The sequence below is a fragment of the Streptomyces sp. NPDC003042 genome (genome assembly GCF_053591315.1).
In genome coordinates, this window is the sequence record NZ_JBSFTP010000067.1 from 1 (window position 1) to 15,619 (window position 15,619).

Genomic DNA, 15,619 nt, shown 5'->3' on the forward strand with positions numbered 1-15,619 from the left:
TCCTCATACTGGGCGTATTCGGGCGCTCCGACAACGCGGCGAGGTGCCGTAGCTGTCGTCGTGCGCCCGCCGGGGATTACGGGACAGCCCTTAGGCCCGTCTATCGGCCTTCCTGGGCGTGGGTGATACGGCCGCCCGACATCGTCAGGCGTACGGGGGCCTCGGCCAGTTCGTCCGGCCCGGCGGTGACCGGGTCGACGGTGAAGGCCGTCAGGTCCGCCCGGTGGCCGACGGCGATCCGGCCAGCCACCGCCTCCTCCCCCGCCGCCAGCGCGGCGTGCGAAGTCATGCCCTCCAGTGCCATCAGCCCGGTCAGGAACCGTCCTCCCGCTGCCGCCCCGCGCGGGCGCAGAGCGGTGGCGAGGACCTGGCGGGCGTCGTGGTGGGCGATGGGCCAGTCCGAGCCGAGGGCCAGCACCGCGCCCGCGTCCCGCAGGTCGCGGCACCGCCAGGCCCGGCCGGCCCGTTCGTCGCCGAGCCGCTTCGACCACTCGTCGCTGTGGTCTGCCCGGGTGTACGCGGCGTGCGGCGGCTGCATCGAGGCGCTCACCCCCAGCTCCGCGAACCGCTTCAGCTGGTCGTCGGGGACGGTCTCGATGTGCTCGATCCGGTGCCGCGCCCCGGAGCCGCCGCCCAGCGAGGCCACGGTGTCCAGGACGTGCCGGACCGCCGCGTCGCCGATGGCGTGGGTCGCGGTGCCGACCCCGGCGGTGTCGAGGACCCGTACGGCCCGTGCGTACTGCTCCAGGTCCGGCCAGAAGGCGTCGGTGCCCTGGCCGTGGCAGTCGGCGTGCTCCAGCCAGGCGGTGCCGCCCTCGACGGTGCCGTCCATGAAGAACTTCACGCCGCCGACCTGCCAGTGCCGGCCGCCCAGGCGCTGGAGGCCGATCAGCTCCGCCAGCTCCTCGTCCCCCGCCCCGGGCATGCACCAGGGGGCCAGGCGCAGCCGCAGCGGCAGGTGCCCCTCGTACTCGACGGTGGCCAGGAGGGCCGGTACGTCACCGTCGCCGAGGTCCATCACGTGGGCGCCGGTGAGGCCGGTGGCGGCCATGGCGCCGAGCAGTTCGACGAGGCGGGTGCGACGCTCGGCGGAGGTGGGCTTGGGGGCGAGGGCGCCGACGAGGGCCATCGCGGCGTGCTCGATCAGGTGGCCGGTGGGCGTGCCGTCGGCGTCGCAGACGATCTCCGAGCGCTGGGCGAAGGTACGGGGGCCGGTGATGCCCGCGGCGGCCAGGGCCGGGCCGTTCGCCAGGGCGGAGTGGCCGTCGTAGAGGCGCAGGAAGGCCGGGGTCGGGCCGAGCGCGTCCTCGATCAGGGCCCGGTCGACGGGCCGGCCGCCGAAGGCGTTGTGGTCGAGGCCGTGGCCCAGGACCCAGCCGCCGGTGCGGTCGGCGGTGCGCAGGGCGGCGCGGAGCTGGTCGAGGTCCCGGACGGGCGAGAGGTCGGTGCCGGTGGCCATTTCGACGCCCCAGACGGGGTGGCTGTGGGCGTCGGTGAGGCCGGGGGTGAGGGTGGCGCCGCCGAGGTCGACGATCTCGGTGCCGGGGCCGAGCCAGCCTCGTACGTCGTCCTCCTGGCCGACGGCGACGATCTCGCCGCCGTGGACGGCTACCGCGCCGGCTTCGGGGCGGGCGGGGTCGAGGGTCCGGACGCGGGCTCCGGTCAGGACGGTGTCGGCAGCGGGCACGGCTGTGCTCCTTCGGGGAGGGCCTCGTCGTGGAGGGCGTCTTCGGGGAGGGGTTCTTCGGCGAAGCGGGCGTAGACCTCGGGGCGGCGGGTCTTCAGCCGCTGGGCAAGGACGAGGCCGATGAGGAAGACGGTGGGGACGAGGGCGACGAGGACGGTGTTGACGGTCGGGGAGGCCATGGTGAAGAGGTCCACCTTGGAGACGACCAGGAAGATCGCCACGGCGAGCAGGGCGGCGGCGGTGACGGGTGCGACGACGGTCCGCCAGGGGCCCTCCTCGTGCGGGACGCGCCGGAAGTAGACGGGTACGGCGATGGCCGCGAGCAGCATCAGCGCCATGAGGCCGATCATGCCGGGTGTGTTCACCCAGAGCAGCAGCTGCTGGTACGGGTCCGCGTCGGCGAGGGCGAAGCCGACGACGATGACGGCGCCGAGGGCGGTCTGGGCGAGTCCGGCCAGGTACGGGGAACGGTGGCGGTGGTGGACCCGGCCGAGGGCGGCGGGCAGGACGCCTTCCTCGGCGAGGGCGAGGACGTAGCGGTTGATGGCGTTGTGGAAGGCGAGGAGGGAGGCGATGACGCTGGTGACGATGAAGACGTGCATCAGGTCGGCCGCCCAGGGGCCCACGTAGGTGGTGATGGCGGCGAAGAAGAGGCCGCCCGGGTCCTCGGCGGCGGCGGCCATGACCTCCTCGGCGCCGAAGGCCTGGATGACGGTCCAGACGACGAAGGCGTAGAAGAGGCCGAGGAAGGCGACGGCGATGTAGGTGGCGCGCGGGATGGTCCGGTCGGGGTCGCGGGCCTCGCGGCGGTAGATGACGGTCGACTCGAAGCCGGTGAAGGCCGCGAACGCGAAGGCCAGGACGGCCGCGGTGCCGGGGACGAGGACCGCGCCAGGAGCGAAGGAGGCGGCCGACAGCCCGTGGGCGCCGCCCTTGATCAATACTCCCGCGGCGAGGAGGACGAGTATCCCCGTCTCGGCGACGAGGAGGACGCCGAGCAGCTTGGCGCCGAAGTCGATGGAGCGGAAGCCGCCGTACCAGATGAGCGCGAGGCCGGCGAGGGAGACGGGCAGCCAGGGGATGTCGAGGCCCCACAGGGCGCGGCCGGTGTCGGCGGTGGTGGTGCCGAGGAGCCCGTAGACGCCGATCTCCATGCCGTTGTAGCCGATGAGGGCGAGCAGGGCGGCGCCGATGCCGACGCGCTTGCCGAGGCCGCGGGAGATGTACGCGTAGAAGGCGCCGCCGCTGCGGACGTGGCGGCTCATGGTGGTGAAGCCGACGGCGAAGACGGCGAGGGTGAGGCCGGCGATGAGGTACCCGGCGGGGGCGCCGATGCCGCCGAGGAGGATCGCGACGGGGGCGACTCCGGCCATGACGGTGAGGGGGGCGGCTGCGGAGACGACGAAGAAGGAGATGTCGGCGGTTCCGAGGGCGCCCTTGCGCAGGGCGGATCCGGCTGGTGGCTCTGGCGTTTCGGGCATGCGGAGGCACCCTTCTGCGTACGGCAGGCGGCGGGGGGACCGGAAACCTAAAGGCTTTCGGTTCGCGGCAATGTAGCCTCCGGTTTTGGCGTACGGGAAGACCTGACGGCGGGAGAACATCGATGGCACGGCCGCGCATCCCCCTCCTGGACCGGGAGCGGATCGCCACGACCGCGCTGCAACTCGTCGCGGAGCAAGGGGAGTTCAGCGTCCCGCAGATCGCCCGGGCGCTGGGCGTGCAGACGGGCTCGGTGTATCACCACGTGGACGGCCGGGCCGGGGTGGTGGAGCTGATACGGGAGCGGGTGTCCGACCGGATCGCCGACGACGCCCTGGCCCTGACCCCCTGGGACCGGGCCCTGGAGGAGTGGGCGCGGTCCTACCGGGCCGCCTTCGCCGCCTACCCCCGGGCCATCCCGCTGCTTATGACCACGCCGGTCCGGGCCCCGAAGGTGCTGGCCCACTACGAGCGCGCGGTGGGTCTGCTGCTGGCGGCCGGTTTCCCCGAGGAGCGGGTGATGCCGCTGCTGACCGGCCTGGAGAACCTGATCCTCGGCTCGGCCCTGGACCTGGCGGCCCCCGAGGCCATGTGGGAGCCGTCCCCGCAGACCCCGCTCCTGACCCGCGCCCTGGCGGCCGTCGGACCCCACCGCGCGGACACGGCCTTCGACCTGGCCCTGGCCGCCTTCCTGACGTACGCGCGCACGCTGCGGGACGAGGCGGAACCGGGCGGCCCCCCGGGGCCGGAGCCGACGTAGGCCCGGAGCCCTGGACGGCCCTGATCGAGGTCTGGACGCTGCTCGAAGACGACATGAAGCGGGTGCGGAACAAGTCCGGCGCACACGACTGATCACGAACACCAGGACGGCCCTCACCCGCCTGCCGCCGCCCAACGCTCAACGCTCACGTGGCACCGTAGGCGGTCCTGCTCAGGCCTGGCTGTCAGTCGGTCAGGGCGGCGAGGGTGGCGAGGGTGGCGTCGAGGTCGGTGGCCTTGGGCTGATTGTGGGGGAGCTTGGCGAGGATCATGGCCATGCCGCAGGTGTTGGTGAGGGCGGAGAAGACCAGGCCGGCGGCCACACCTGCGGAGAGCCAGCGAGCCTTGTTCCAGCGCTGCCCGGCGATGATGCCGGTCAGGACGAGGGATCCGGCGGCGAGGCGGACCTGGCGGTCCATGGCCCAGGGGGCGGGGGTGCCGGTGGGGCGGTGGGTGTCGTGGCCGAGCTGAGTCCAGGCGGTGGTGCCGCCGGTGAGGGTGGCGGCGGCGACCCCCCGCTCGGCCAGGCGCTGGCAGGCGGTCGCGGAGCGGGCGCCGGAGGCGCACACGACGAGGAGGTCGCCACGGTCGGCGGCCGTCTTGAGGGCGGGCAGGGCGGCATCGAGGTGGTCGAGGGGAATGTTGTGGGCGCCGGGCAGGTGGCCGGAGGCGTATTCGCCGGGGGTGCGTACGTCGATGACGGTCAGCTCGTGAAGGCGGGCGTGGGCCTGGACGGCGGTGAGGGAGGTGGTGGGTGCCATGGGGGACTCCGTTCGGGATGCGCGCAGCGACAGGCAATAGGTCCAAGACCCACTCCTGCTCACTGATGAGGAACGGTAACCCCAACCGAGCAAAGGAAACCGTGCCCACCGCCCCCCGCTACTGGCTCAAGCCCTGTCGTTCTGTCAGCACCCACGTCATCAGTGGCGCGACGGGCATGTCGGGGCCGGGTCGTACGCGACCTGGCCGCAGGAATGACCTCCGAACAGGCCGTTCCTGTGGCCGGGGGCGTGTGTCAGAGCTGGCCACCCTCAGCAGGACAGCGGCGAGTTCGCCGCCTCCGCCTGCGTGCGCTGTCATGGTCATCAGTCTGCCGATCATGCTCAGACCAGGGTGGTGATGCAGAACGGGTGACCTGCGGGGTCCAGCAGGACCCGCCACCGGTCGGGTTCCGGCTGGACGGCGGGCTCGACGGCCCCCAGGGCGAGCAGCCGGGCCTGGGCGTCATCCAAGTTGTCGACGCCCAGTTCGATGTGGGCCTGCTTCTCCTGGGAGGGGTCCGGCCAGGTGGGCCGTCGGTAGTCGGCCAGGCGGTTGAACCCCAGTCCGGCCGAGCCCTCCTGGCCAAGCAGGATGAAGTCTTCAGTGGAGTAGGCAACGGGCAGGCCAAGGGCGTCGCCGTAGAAGCGGGCCAGTTCGGCGGGGTCCGGGCAGTCGAATGTGACGGCCGAGTAGCGGATCGCGGGTGCGGACGTGTTTCCAGTGCTCATGGGAAAGACGCTATGACGGGACCAGGACAGATTCGGTCCTGGTCATGCGGGACACTTCACGATGTGATCAGCACCTCCGCCCGCCTGCTGCGACTGGTCTCACTGCTGTCCGCGCGGCCCTCGTGGACCTGCGGTGAGCTGGCCGCCCAGATGGCGGTCACTGAGCGCACGGTGCGGCGGGACGTCGCCAGGCTCCGGGAACTCGGCTACGGAGTCGAGTCCGACCCCGGGCCGTGGGGCGGCTATCGCCTCAGTGCCGGGGCCCGGGTGCCGCCGTTGATCCTCGATGACGAAGAGGCACTCGCAGTGGCTGTCGGGCTACGGGAGGCGGCGCTCAGCGGCGTTCTCGGCGGCGACCAAGCCGCGCTGTCTGCTCTGCTGAAACTGCGGCAGGTTCTGCCACGCCGGATCGCGGACCGGCTGGGCGAGATGGACGCCGCCTTTGTTCACACCCCAAGGCCCGATGAGGCGCAGATCGCGCCCGGCATGCTGCTGGAACTGGCCGCCGCGTGTCGCCGGGGCGAGCGCAGCCGCCTGTCGTACCGCGATCGGGAAGGAAGGGCCACGGTCCGGGACGTCGACCCGTACCGCCTCGTGCACACGGGACGCCGTTGGTACTTCGTCGCCCGGGACGTGACGCGGGACGATTGGCGGACCTTCCGGGCCGACAGGGTTGGCCAGCTACAGCCGACCGGGCGCCCGGTGGAATTCATCGACCCACCTGACCCGGCGCTGCTTGTCTCCCGCTCCATCGCGGCCGGCGCCTACCCGCTGTACGTGACGATCCGCCTCCCTTTGCCCGTAGAGCAGGCACTGCGGCTGATCCCGCCGACGGTCGGTACCCACCGCCCGGAAGGCCCCGGCGCCACGATCGTCGACATCGGCGGCCCCGACGCGGACGGGCTCGCCAGGTACCTCCTCAGCCTGGCCACACCGCTGCGGGTCCTGTCACCGGACGGCGTACGGGAAGCGCTGCTGCGCCGTACCCGGGAACTGTTCGAGGACAACGTGAACGGTCAGACCCGGTAGAGAGACGTTGCACCGGGAACGAACGTTGGGCCCCGTCCGGTGCCGGAGACTGCTCGGTGCCGTCTGTCTGTTCGCCATGCCGGTGACGAGGACGTTGGCTTCTGGCCAAGGTGTGGTGGGGGGCGTCAAGGCAGGTCCAGGGCCCCGCGTTGGGTCAGCAGTTCGGCAAGCTGGGCTTCGAGTTCGGCGACACGCTTGTCGAGAAATCGGTTGTTCTCGCGTGCCCCCTTCAACCGGTCTTCCAGGCTCCTGCGTTCGCTGGTGAGTTGCTGGATCCGGCGCTTGAGGGTGGTGTTCTCCGTCATCACGCGCTGGACGGCATCCCTGGGCAGATCCTGTTCCGGCGCGGGATGTCGAGCTGGCCGAACAGGGACTTCGCCGAGGCGTAGTTGGAGACCGGCGCCGGACATGCCCGCCTGGAGGTCCACGACAGCCGTAACCGGCGCACACAGAATCCCGAGGGCGCCCCACCCCGCCGCCACCGACGCCAGCGGCCGGGGCCTGCTGATCGTCGAGGCCCGACCGCGCCCACCGCCCCCGCTACTGGCTCACGCCCTGTCCGCCGTGGGCACCGGTCGCACGGACTCGGCCTTCGACCTGGGGCCTGTCCGCGTTCCTGACGTACGCGCGCACGCTGCTGAGCGACAAGGCCGAGAAGAAGCTGACCGGGATGCTCCGCAGCGGACTGGCCGACGCGATGAGTCCACAGCCCCTGATGCCTGCTGGTTCTCGACCGCTCACCTCGGAGGCGGTCGTCACGGATCTGCGCCATCTGCTCTCGCACGGAGAGGAGGCATTGGCGTTCGACACCATGTGCTCGTGGATCTACGAGGACGCTCTGCCGATCACGCGGCAGTATCACGCGGCCCTGGTCGCCATGGCCGATGAGAGATGGGCACTCCGCGTTCCGTCCAGCGTCTTGACGAGCTGTTGATCGACTGATTTCACCTCTCGGCGATCTCGACGAGGGGTGATCTTTCGCGTGATTGGTGTGATCACGGCGTCGGAGCCGTCCTGGATGGGCCCGTTCAGCGGTCTGAGCCCGCGCTGCTTCCGCAAGCTGGTGACCGCACTGCGGCGGGAGGGAGCGGACGCGGCCCGGCGGGGCCGGCCGTGGATCCTGCCGCTGGAGGACCGTGTGCTGCTGGTCGCTGCCTACCAGTCGTCGTGGACGCCGACACCCGGCTCGTCGTCGTGGTCGGCCGACCGCTGCCGGGTAACCGCAACGACTGCAAAGCGTGGGAGCTATCCGGCGCAAAGGCGGCCGTCGGCAACACGACAGTGATCGCCGACGGCGGCTGTCGAGGCACCGGCCTCGTCATCCCGCACCGCCGGGAACGTGGCCAGACCGCCCTGAGATCCTCCGTGACTGCCGCCTCAAGGGCGACGGCGTCCATCACGCAATGCTCGGCATCGCCCGCCTCCACAACATCACCCTCGCTGGATAGACCGAGGAGGCCCCGGCCACAGACCATGGCCACAGACCTGGCTGGCTCAGCTACTCGATCATTGCGGGACAAACCTTAGTCATCTGCAAGCCCTTAGCGGCTGGAGTCTCACGGGAATACATGAAGGGACAACGGCAACTTTCGCAGTGAGGGTCATGGCTGCGTCATTAACCGGTTCCACAGAAAATGCTCTGAGGATGTGGGACAAGAGCGCAATGCAGAGTTGTTCTGCAGCCTGACTGCCGATGCAATGGCGGGGACCGGCACCGAACGGCAAGAAGTCTGCCAAGCTAGCCCCCTCCTCGAACCTGCTCGGATCAAATCGGAGCGGTTCCTCGAATGTCTCGGGGTTGACGCCAATCGCCGGTTTCGCCCAAAGGAGATTCGTTCCGGCTGGTATGAGGATCCCGCCCTCTTCCACGTCTAGTCGATCTGAACGCTTGGAGCTGAACGGAACCGGGGGGTGGAGTCTCAGCGTCTCATAGAACACCGCCCGCACAATCTCTGACGCCTCCTTGTTTTTACTGGGTTCCCCGTCCCCTGCCTGAGCCCAGGAGGCCTGCACCTTGCACTGAATTTGTGGATTGCGTGATAGTTCGACAAGAGATTGAGTGATGGCGTACGTCATGGCGTCGGTACCACCAAGTACTAGCGACATCGCTTCTTCGATTCGCTGCCGCCGCCTCCAGCCACCCTCTTTCCTTATTCGTTCAGCGACAGTCGCGCGATCTTCTCCAGTGCCTTTAGTGGCGACAGGGCACCCTCGATTATCCAACATCGCACTTAGGGTTGAAGCCAGATATCTGTATGCGGATCGAGTCTGAAGGGTGCGGTGCAGGAAGATGAAGCGGCGGAAGGATGGATGGAAAGCGCGATAGCCGATCTCTTCTTCGATTCGCCCGAGGCAATCCAGGTACCTGGGAAGATCAGGAAGACGCCAGGATGTCCCAAAAAGTAGACTCCCCAGAGAGTTGGCACTCCAGCTTTGCACTTCACGGAGGAGGGCCGTCGGGCTTTCGGGACCCTCTGCCCCGTCCGCTCCGTTTCTCTTGGTGAACTGAACGGCGAATGCGTCTGCCTCGTGCTTGAAATGGCCTAGCGCGTTCCTGTTGAGAAGGCCACCGATCGAGCGTCGGTGGCTTTGCAGTTCTTCCCCGCCGGGCATCCCCATCATGCTGATGGGGAGAACGGTTTTATCTGCTTGCCGATTGGAGTCGAAAGATCTGTTGTGGAGGTTCTTGGATGCCCTATTAGCTGAAACATAAGGGCGGGAGCCCCACCCTAGGTGAATGCGAACGATCGGCCCATATTTTTCGTGCAATTTCCTCAGGGCTAGATCCCGGTGCCCCTGCCCGAACGTCAAAAGATCTGCTAGATTTCCCATGAAGAAGGCGGGCTTCGGACCTGGTATGTGTTGCCGCAAGCGGAATTCTCGATGTCGTTTATGGTATGCGAGAAAAAGAGTCAAGCCCGACACTGCCGCGATGGGCCCGAAGATCCAAGGCTGCACATTGCCAATCGCCATCAATGCGGCAGTAACTGCAACAAGAACAAGCACTCCGGTTGCTGTAAGGTAAATCGCTAGATACAGGCGGAGGAGGGTTCTGTCGGCTGAGCTTGACGCCCTGGATATCCTTGATCTTGCGTTCGACATGCCTGGCCCCCTCGGATGTTCGGTGTCGGTGGTGACCCTTGCGGTTGTCGTGGTGGGAGCGGCGAAAGCCGTGGAGGAGAGCGAGGCGCCTCCGCCGGCCAGGAGGGTGGCGATCAGGAGGGGGACGACACGTCGGGTCCGGGTGGCGGTCATGGGGGAAAGGCTCCTCAGGAGAGGTCGTGGAATTCGGTGGGGCGCTTGCCCGTCCGCCGTCTTTCGGCGTCAACCGTCACTCCATTGCGCCCCACCCACGGGCCTGCGGTCACGGCACGGAAGCTCGGGACTTGACAAACCAGCCCACCCGGCCATTCACGGGCTGTAGGCGGTGGCCCACCACTACCCCGCGTTCGGAGCGCGCGGGGAGGCGGAGGCCGCGCCGGGCCGGCCCGTGGGACGCGACGAGCAGCCCTGCGTTGTTCCCGGCATGGACGAGACGCTGGAGGTCTGGCCCGGCGAGGCAGCAGGCAAGGTCCGCGCCACCAGCGGCGTGCAGCTCGACAACGCGGTCAACGGCGGTACCCGTCGGCGCACACCCGCGGAATCGGCACGGCCTATGCCGGCGGGCAGGACCGAGGTGTGGATGGACACCGCCGTGCATGTGCTGCTGTACCGGTTCACCTGCGGCATCGCCGACTCCATCGCTGCGCTCGGAGCCAAGGCCTCGGGAGTCGTTGCGCGACGTACGGAGTGGTACGAGGAGCTGACTAAACAGACGGGTCGCCGGTAGTCCGCCTGCCACGGCGGAACGGCGGTCGTCCAAATTCAAGCGCGACGCGGGCCTGCTGTGAGCCGTTGGGTGGGCGCGGGCTGGAATCGCCGACGCGCTTCGGGGGCGACCTGGCGTGAGCGTGTCAGGCTGCACCCGCGACCATCCGGCGATCTTCGTGTGGTAGAGGCGGCCTGCGGTGCCCATCAGCTTCAAGAGTCCTGAGACATTCGCTCTCGCGCCGGCCTGTTCCCCCCTGGTCACCGTCGCCGGGGGCCGGCGGCCCCCTCGCTCATGGCCCTAATGCCCTCGATGCTGGCCAGCATCATCGAGGGTGGCGGGGTCGGACAGCAGGATGTGACCGTGGGGCGGTTTCCAGGCGGACCCGCTGCATCGGAGCGTCGGTCGCGGCCGTGCTGCGGGCGATGTCGATGAAGTGCAAGGCATGGGCCAGGTCACCGGACCCCCAGTGGGCCAGGGCGAGCTTCTGGTGGGCGACCGACCAGTCCTCGGGCTCGGCGAGGTCCTCGAACTCCCGGGTCGCGGCGAGCATGACGCGGGAGGCATAGCTGTGGTTGCCGTCCTTGCTCAGGGCGGTCCCCACCCACAGCCGGGCCCTGGCCCGGTCGCGGCGGGAGAGTCGGTCGTCGACCGCCAGGGACTCGTACTGCTGGGCCGCGATCTCCAGCCTCCCCGACATCTCCGCGACGACCGCGAGGGACAGATCGAGCTGGGCGATGCGGCGCGGGATGTCGAGCTGGCCGAACAGGGACTTCGCCGAGGCATAGGAGTGCTGGGCCGAGAGCGGGCCGATCACGGACCCTTGATCGCGCTGGAGATCACCGAGGAGGGCGGTTGAACGGGCGAAGAGGTACCGGCCCTTGTCATCGAGCCCGTTCGGCTTGAACCTGCCGAGCCAGCGGCGGATCAGGCTGTCCGCGAAGGTGAAGTCCTGCCGGGAGAGGGCCACAACGGCCCGATCCACGTCCAGCAGCTCGCCGACCCTGCCCCTCCGGGTAGCCGAGGTAGCGGCCGACCGCGCACCGGACTCGCCCTGTCGGTGACTCGCGTCCTGCGGCCCGGAGCCACGGCGCCGGACGCCCACGGCATGTCACGGCGACGTGGCACGACCTGGACGGCACGTCGACCCGGGGCGTGTTCGCGGTTCTGCGTGCGTGAGACCTCCCACCCCGATCATTCGGGGCGGGAGGTCTCACGATGTACGTACGCACGAAGGCGCCGACGGCGGTGACCACCGCTCTGCCCTCACAGCGACCCCGGCCCTGGCGGGCTGCGGCACCACGAAGCCGTCGGCTGACGTCAGCCTCGGGCGTAGCGGACGAAGCCGGTCCAGATGGCGGGGGCCACGGCCAGGTGGGCGCCGTCGGCGTTCTTGGAGTCGCGGATGAGTACCGTCCCCGGGACGGTCGCGACCTCGACGCAGTCGTTGCTGTCGCTGGCGCTGTAGCTGCTCTTCGTCCAGGCGACCTCGACGCACTCATTGCTGCTGCTGGCGCTGTAGCTGCTCTTCACCCACTTCAGTGCGGAAAGATCGCCGACCGAGGGCTTGATACTCATGTCTCTCCCAGCACTTTCTCGATGCAAGCTCTCGACTCCCGTGGACTGAGAGCCTGTGAACGGATGATCCCATACCGGAGTTCCAGAAGCTGGATGTCCTTCGGGTCGGTGATCGGGCGGCTCACCAACTGCACTTCGAGGTAACCGACCGTAGAGCCGTCCCGGAGCTTCAAGACGTCGATCTGACCGCCCATCCCTGCGTGATCCTCACAGTCCGTCGGCATCACCTGGATCTCGACGTTACGCATGTGCCCAACGTCGAGCAGGTGCTCCAGCTGCCTGCGGAGCACTCCCCGACCTCCTACCGGCCGCTCCAGCGTCACCTGCTCAAGTACGAAGGTCAGCGCGGGCAGCGGCCTCCGGTGAAAGATGTCCTGTCGCGCCATGCGGGCAGCGACGTAGCGCTCCACCTCGTCCGGGGAGTAGGCCGGCCGCCGCATCTCGTACAGCGCGCGCGTGTACTCCTCAGTCTGCAGCAGACCGTGCAGGTTGTGGTTCCCGTACGCCCCCAGCTCAACCGCCTCGGACTCCAACTTGGCCAGATCCCGGACCTTCTTGGGATAGCGAGCCCTTTGGACATCCGTCTTCATGGCGGCGATTTTGCCGCCCGCATCGAGGACCTCGTCCGCCTTGTCCAAATACTCGGGCCGTGGAGTCCGAGCTCCCCGTTCGATCTTGTAGATCAGGTTCGGCCCGTAACCCATGCGCGTACCGAACTGCGTGCGGTCAAGCCCGGCGGCCTCCCGCCACATTTTCAACTGGCGGCCGACGGTGGCGATAACCGCCCCCGATTCGTCCTCCGGATCAAGTTCCCAACTCGACTCACTCGACTCATCGGCGCCGTCTGCGTTCACTTCCACCTCCGAGGGGACCGGCAGGGACAGCGCGGGACCGCCCTGGACGGCCGCCGTACACAGCGGCCTCAGTCCTGTTCAGGTTACGCACGGATCGCCACGCTGAGTCACGTGAATCAGGAAATCGCCTTCACCGCCACCCTCCCCGCCACCCCGCACGGCGCTCGCGCCGCCCGGCAGCTCGCCGCCGCCCAACTGGCGGACTGGGGGCTTCCGTTCCATGACGCGGCCCATGTCGTCGCCGAGCTCGCGAACAACGCCGTCACGCACGGTCGGGTCCCCGGTCGGAGGTTCCAGCTCCGGATCACCGCCGCAGGCGCCACGCTCCGTATCGAGGTGAGCGACACCCGAAGGGAGTGCGCACCGCCCTCCACCGCCGAACTCCCGGATCCCGACGCGGAATCAGGCAGGGGGCTGGTCCTCGTCGCGACGCTGGCGGACCGGTGGGGAACTTCCCTCGGCCCGGTACCCCTGAAAACCGTCTGGGCCGAACTCGCCCTACCGGTACCCGCTCCACCGGACCTGGGTTTCCGCGTCCCGGTGGACCGACGGCCGGTTTCGCTCGACGTAAACCAATACAACAACCTTGGGAAATGACCTTTCCCAACCAAACCCCGCCCCGTCACCCGGTCGGGTGAATGCGGCCAATCTGGCTGGCGCATATGCCAATTCGGGGTGCAGGCTCAGCCTCGACAACCCCATAAACGCGAACGGCCCCCGTACGGGACGGCAATCCCGCCCGAGGGCCTGACCGCTGAGGAAGTAAGGCTTCCCCGTGGCTGAGCAGCACCTTAGCGCGCCTGCACGCGCTGCGTACGGCAATCCGACCTCCGGTGTCGGGCACATCAACCACCCCCACCGCGAGCGTTACGTCAAGATCGGCAACCACCTCGCCCAGCACCGCGAGCTGAGCCTGACGGCGATCGGACTGGCCACGCACATCCAGTCCCTGCCCACCGGCGCCAAGGTGTCCATCGCGGCCCTGTCGGAACGCTTCAAGGAGGGCGAGGTCCGCATCGGAACCGCTCTGCGCGAACTGGAGGCGCACGGCTACCTGTCCCGGACCCGGGAGCGACTTCCGTCGGGGCGGGTGATCACCCGTACGGTGTCGTACAACAACCCGGCGGCCCTGCGAGCAGATCCGGACCCGGAGCCGAAGCCACCCGCCCCGAAGCGACACGAACCGGCACCGCCCGCACCGGCACCGGCAGAGACACCGGCACCCCGGCCGCCCGCCGAGGCTCCGCCCCTGCCCACCCCCACCACCGCGCTCACCCCGGAAGCCCATGAGGCGGCGGCCGATCTGCTCGCCCGCCTGCGGTTGCGCGATCCCCGGCTGATGCTCTCCGAGCGCGACGTGGCGCGGCTCGCACCCTCCGTCGGCACCTGGCTGGAGCGCGGCCTGAGCCCCGCCGCCATCAGCGGCACCCTGGCGGGCTGCCTCCCGGCGGAGCCGATCCGCTCACCAGCCGGGTTCCTGGCACACCGGTTGGCGGTGCTCCTGCCGCCCCTCCTCCGGCTGCCCCGGCTCGGCCCGTCGCCCCACCCGGACGGAGAGGTCCACCCGTTCCAGACCTGCGACGGCTGCGAACGCGCCTTCCGCGCCCCCACCCCGGGCCACTGCGAAGCCTGCTCCACAGCCACGGCCACGGCCGCCTGACCTCGTATGCCGAGCCCGGCCACGGTCAGGCCAGGAAGCGTTCGACGGCCTCGCGGGCACGGGCGTTCGAGGCTGCGGCGTCAGCCAGAGACCGGGCCAGGGCATCGATCCACTCGTCCAGGCCCACTGGGCGCCGCGAGAGCACGATGCCCCGTACCTCGTGGCAGATCTCCCCGGTCACCCGGCCCCGGTCCATCCGCAGCGAGAGCCGCTGCTCCCCGAGCGCGACGTCCAGTTCGACGACCGAACCCTCGCGCCCGGCCACCCGTTCCGCGACGGAACGGCTGCGCTTGACCCGCACAGCGCCGGGCGGCAGCGAGTCCGCCAGGTTCGCCGACAGCACTTTGGCGTAGAGGTTCACGTCCGCGCTGTCCTGGCGCAGCGCGGCGGCCAGCAGTTCCACGTCCCTCTCAGGCATCGAGGCTCAGCACCATGGTCGGTCGGTCGATGACGTGGTCGTCACGAAGCGGGCGCACCGCTGTCCCGATGGCGAAGAACTCGGTGGTGTGCGAGCCCCAGGTATGCGAGTGCTGCCTCAGCTGGACCGCCACGATCCCTTCGGCCTCCAGGGCCGTCCCCTCTGCCCGCATGCGGCTCATCGCCAGCTCGCGTGCGTCGTAGAGCGCCTGGGTGAACGGCTCGATCTCGACGTTGCGGCCCGCCGTGCTGAGCACCTGGGCGAAGCGCTGGTGCGCCACGTGGTAGACGCACGACCCCATGACCATGTCCAGCGGCGCGTATCCGGCCCGGATCAGTGTCCAGAAATCCTGGCCGGACAGGTCCGAGGTGAACGGCTTGCCCTTGTTGTTGAGCCAGGTCCCGGCCGGTCCCGGGTCCGCGCCGACCGCCTTCACCGCCGTGCCGATCGCGATGAACTCGGCGATGTCCGAGCCGAACTCCTTGAACTCGATGTCCAGCCGCACCCCCACGATCCCGTCCGCCCCCAAGGCGCTCGCCTCCGCCTCCATCCGGCTCATCGCCAGCTCGCGCGCGTGGTACATGGCCTCTGACAGCTTGGTCAGTTCCTGGTTCTTCGACCACCGGCCGAGCTGGATGCCGACGTGGTAGACCGAGGAGCCGAGGACCAGGCCGAGCGGGCGGAAGCCGGCCTCGCGCACCAGCAGGAACTCGTTCACCGTCAGGTCCGAGGTGAAGAGCGAGCCCTTCTCCCCGGGTTGGAGCCGCGCGAGCCGCCGCATCGCGTCCTCGGCCATGCCCTCCGCAGCCGGCTGCGCGGCTTCCCCGGCCAGTTCCCGCCCCGTTCGCTCGCTCATG

16 protein-coding genes and 2 pseudogenes are annotated in these 15,619 nt (G+C 69.2%); 7 read left to right on the top strand and 11 right to left on the bottom strand.

The window, feature by feature from the left end; translation table 11 throughout:
* Nucleotides 1–100: 100 nt before the first annotated feature.
* Both ACWDYJ_RS27145 and ACWDYJ_RS27150 read right to left on the bottom strand, forming a co-directional pair.
* Entirely contained in the window at nucleotides 101–1,687 is a 1,587-nt protein-coding gene (locus ACWDYJ_RS27145; RefSeq protein WP_451568210.1) for an amidohydrolase, read from the bottom strand.
* Nucleotides 1,663–3,168, bottom strand: coding sequence for an APC family permease (locus ACWDYJ_RS27150; protein WP_451568211.1), 1,506 nt, complete (start codon nucleotides 3,166–3,168; stop codon nucleotides 1,663–1,665). Before ACWDYJ_RS27150 ends, ACWDYJ_RS27145 begins: the two co-directional genes overlap by 25 nt.
* 122 nt (nucleotides 3,169–3,290) lie before the next feature.
* On the opposite strand from ACWDYJ_RS27150, the gene ACWDYJ_RS27155 reads away from it, so the two are divergent.
* Complete coding sequence (locus tag ACWDYJ_RS27155) at nucleotides 3,291–3,926, top strand: TetR/AcrR family transcriptional regulator (protein ID WP_451568212.1); 636 nt, start codon at nucleotides 3,291–3,293, stop codon at nucleotides 3,924–3,926.
* 184 nt (nucleotides 3,927–4,110) lie between these two features.
* Here the strand turns inward: ACWDYJ_RS27155 and ACWDYJ_RS27160 are convergent, their stop codons facing one another.
* Entirely contained in the window at nucleotides 4,111–4,686 is a 576-nt protein-coding gene (locus ACWDYJ_RS27160) for a rhodanese-like domain-containing protein (RefSeq protein ID WP_451568213.1), read from the bottom strand.
* A gap of 342 nt (nucleotides 4,687–5,028) precedes the next feature.
* A complete protein-coding gene (locus tag ACWDYJ_RS27165) occupies nucleotides 5,029–5,415 on the bottom strand; it encodes a VOC family protein (protein WP_451568214.1) in 387 nt (128 codons plus the stop codon).
* Nucleotides 5,416–5,478: 63 nt separating this feature from the next.
* Between ACWDYJ_RS27165 and ACWDYJ_RS27170 the strand changes: the two genes are divergently transcribed.
* On the top strand, nucleotides 5,479–6,444 hold the full coding sequence (locus ACWDYJ_RS27170; protein ID WP_451568215.1) for a helix-turn-helix transcriptional regulator: 966 nt from the start codon (nucleotides 5,479–5,481) through the stop codon (nucleotides 6,442–6,444).
* A gap of 125 nt (nucleotides 6,445–6,569) precedes the next feature.
* Here ACWDYJ_RS27170 and ACWDYJ_RS27175 read toward each other — a convergent pair whose 3' ends face one another.
* On the bottom strand, nucleotides 6,570–6,872 hold the full coding sequence (locus tag ACWDYJ_RS27175) for a hypothetical protein (RefSeq protein ID WP_451568216.1): 303 nt from the start codon (nucleotides 6,870–6,872) through the stop codon (nucleotides 6,570–6,572).
* A gap of 287 nt (nucleotides 6,873–7,159) precedes the next feature.
* On the opposite strand from ACWDYJ_RS27175, the gene ACWDYJ_RS27180 reads away from it, so the two are divergent.
* Together ACWDYJ_RS27180 and ACWDYJ_RS27185 are read left to right on the top strand one after the other, a co-directional pair.
* Entirely contained in the window at nucleotides 7,160–7,378 is a 219-nt protein-coding gene (locus ACWDYJ_RS27180) for a MafI family immunity protein (protein ID WP_451568245.1), read from the top strand.
* 84 nt (nucleotides 7,379–7,462) lie between these two features.
* Nucleotides 7,463–7,892, top strand: a pseudogene (locus tag ACWDYJ_RS27185) (hypothetical protein).
* Nucleotides 7,893–7,971: 79 nt separating this feature from the next.
* Here the strand turns inward: ACWDYJ_RS27185 and ACWDYJ_RS27190 are convergent.
* Nucleotides 7,972–9,699: a cytochrome P450 gene (locus tag ACWDYJ_RS27190; protein WP_451568217.1), complete on the bottom strand. Its 1,728-nt coding sequence runs from the start codon at nucleotides 9,697–9,699 to the stop codon at nucleotides 7,972–7,974.
* A 271-nt stretch (nucleotides 9,700–9,970) separates the two neighbouring features.
* Between ACWDYJ_RS27190 and ACWDYJ_RS27195 the strand changes: the two genes are divergently transcribed.
* Nucleotides 9,971–10,273 (top strand): hypothetical protein, encoded by a 303-nt coding sequence (locus ACWDYJ_RS27195; protein WP_451568218.1) that lies wholly within the window; start codon nucleotides 9,971–9,973, stop codon nucleotides 10,271–10,273.
* Between the two features lie 239 nt (nucleotides 10,274–10,512).
* Here ACWDYJ_RS27195 and ACWDYJ_RS27200 read toward each other — a convergent pair.
* From ACWDYJ_RS27200 to ACWDYJ_RS27210, 3 genes and pseudogenes are all read right to left on the bottom strand, one after another.
* Nucleotides 10,513–11,240 (bottom strand): annotated as a pseudogene (locus ACWDYJ_RS27200) (hypothetical protein); the annotation flags it as partial.
* A gap of 332 nt (nucleotides 11,241–11,572) precedes the next feature.
* Nucleotides 11,573–11,830, bottom strand: coding sequence for a DUF397 domain-containing protein (locus tag ACWDYJ_RS27205; RefSeq protein WP_451568219.1), 258 nt, complete (start codon nucleotides 11,828–11,830; stop codon nucleotides 11,573–11,575).
* The gene (locus ACWDYJ_RS27210) at nucleotides 11,827–12,684 is read right to left on the bottom strand and encodes a helix-turn-helix domain-containing protein (protein ID WP_451568220.1); all 858 of its coding nucleotides are present in this window, start codon (nucleotides 12,682–12,684) and stop codon (nucleotides 11,827–11,829) included. Before ACWDYJ_RS27210 ends, ACWDYJ_RS27205 begins: the two co-directional genes overlap by 4 nt.
* Before the next feature lie 111 nt (nucleotides 12,685–12,795).
* On the opposite strand from ACWDYJ_RS27210, the gene ACWDYJ_RS27215 reads away from it, so the two are divergent.
* Nucleotides 12,796–13,281 (top strand): ATP-binding protein, encoded by a 486-nt coding sequence (locus tag ACWDYJ_RS27215; protein WP_451568221.1) that lies wholly within the window; start codon nucleotides 12,796–12,798, stop codon nucleotides 13,279–13,281.
* A 178-nt stretch (nucleotides 13,282–13,459) separates the two neighbouring features.
* Nucleotides 13,460–14,344 carry a helix-turn-helix domain-containing protein gene (locus tag ACWDYJ_RS27220; protein WP_451568222.1) on the top strand — a complete coding sequence of 295 codons (885 nt, stop codon included), beginning with the start codon at nucleotides 13,460–13,462 and terminating at the stop codon, nucleotides 14,342–14,344.
* A gap of 25 nt (nucleotides 14,345–14,369) precedes the next feature.
* On the opposite strand, the gene ACWDYJ_RS27225 is transcribed toward ACWDYJ_RS27220, so the two are convergent.
* Together ACWDYJ_RS27225 and ACWDYJ_RS27230 are read right to left on the bottom strand one after the other, a co-directional pair.
* Nucleotides 14,370–14,762, bottom strand: a complete 393-nt coding sequence (locus ACWDYJ_RS27225; RefSeq protein WP_451568223.1) for a hypothetical protein — start codon at nucleotides 14,760–14,762, stop codon at nucleotides 14,370–14,372.
* Complete coding sequence (locus ACWDYJ_RS27230; protein ID WP_451568224.1) at nucleotides 14,755–15,618, bottom strand: heavy metal-binding domain-containing protein; 864 nt, start codon at nucleotides 15,616–15,618, stop codon at nucleotides 14,755–14,757. Before ACWDYJ_RS27230 ends, ACWDYJ_RS27225 begins: the two co-directional genes overlap by 8 nt.
* Between the last annotated feature and the right edge of the window lies 1 nt (nucleotide 15,619).

Excerpts from the sequence above, each read along its gene's own strand:
- ACWDYJ_RS27150 (WP_451568211.1), bottom strand. The coding sequence starts at position 3,168 with ATGCCCGAAACGCCAGAGCCACCAGCCGGATCCGCCCTGCGCAAGGGC.
- ACWDYJ_RS27155 (WP_451568212.1), top strand. The coding sequence starts at position 3,291 with ATGGCACGGCCGCGCATCCCCCTCCTGGACCGGGAGCGGATCGCCACG.
- ACWDYJ_RS27160 (WP_451568213.1), bottom strand. The coding sequence starts at position 4,686 with ATGGCACCCACCACCTCCCTCACCGCCGTCCAGGCCCACGCCCGCCTT.
- ACWDYJ_RS27165 (WP_451568214.1), bottom strand. The coding sequence starts at position 5,415 with ATGAGCACTGGAAACACGTCCGCACCCGCGATCCGCTACTCGGCCGTC.
- ACWDYJ_RS27180 (WP_451568245.1), top strand. The coding sequence starts at position 7,160 with ATGCCTGCTGGTTCTCGACCGCTCACCTCGGAGGCGGTCGTCACGGAT.
- ACWDYJ_RS27190 (WP_451568217.1), bottom strand. The coding sequence starts at position 9,699 with ATGACCGCCACCCGGACCCGACGTGTCGTCCCCCTCCTGATCGCCACC.
- ACWDYJ_RS27195 (WP_451568218.1), top strand. The coding sequence starts at position 9,971 with ATGGACGAGACGCTGGAGGTCTGGCCCGGCGAGGCAGCAGGCAAGGTC.
- ACWDYJ_RS27205 (WP_451568219.1), bottom strand. The coding sequence starts at position 11,830 with ATGAGTATCAAGCCCTCGGTCGGCGATCTTTCCGCACTGAAGTGGGTG.
- ACWDYJ_RS27225 (WP_451568223.1), bottom strand. The coding sequence starts at position 14,762 with ATGCCTGAGAGGGACGTGGAACTGCTGGCCGCCGCGCTGCGCCAGGAC.
- ACWDYJ_RS27230 (WP_451568224.1), bottom strand. The coding sequence starts at position 15,618 with ATGAGCGAGCGAACGGGGCGGGAACTGGCCGGGGAAGCCGCGCAGCCG.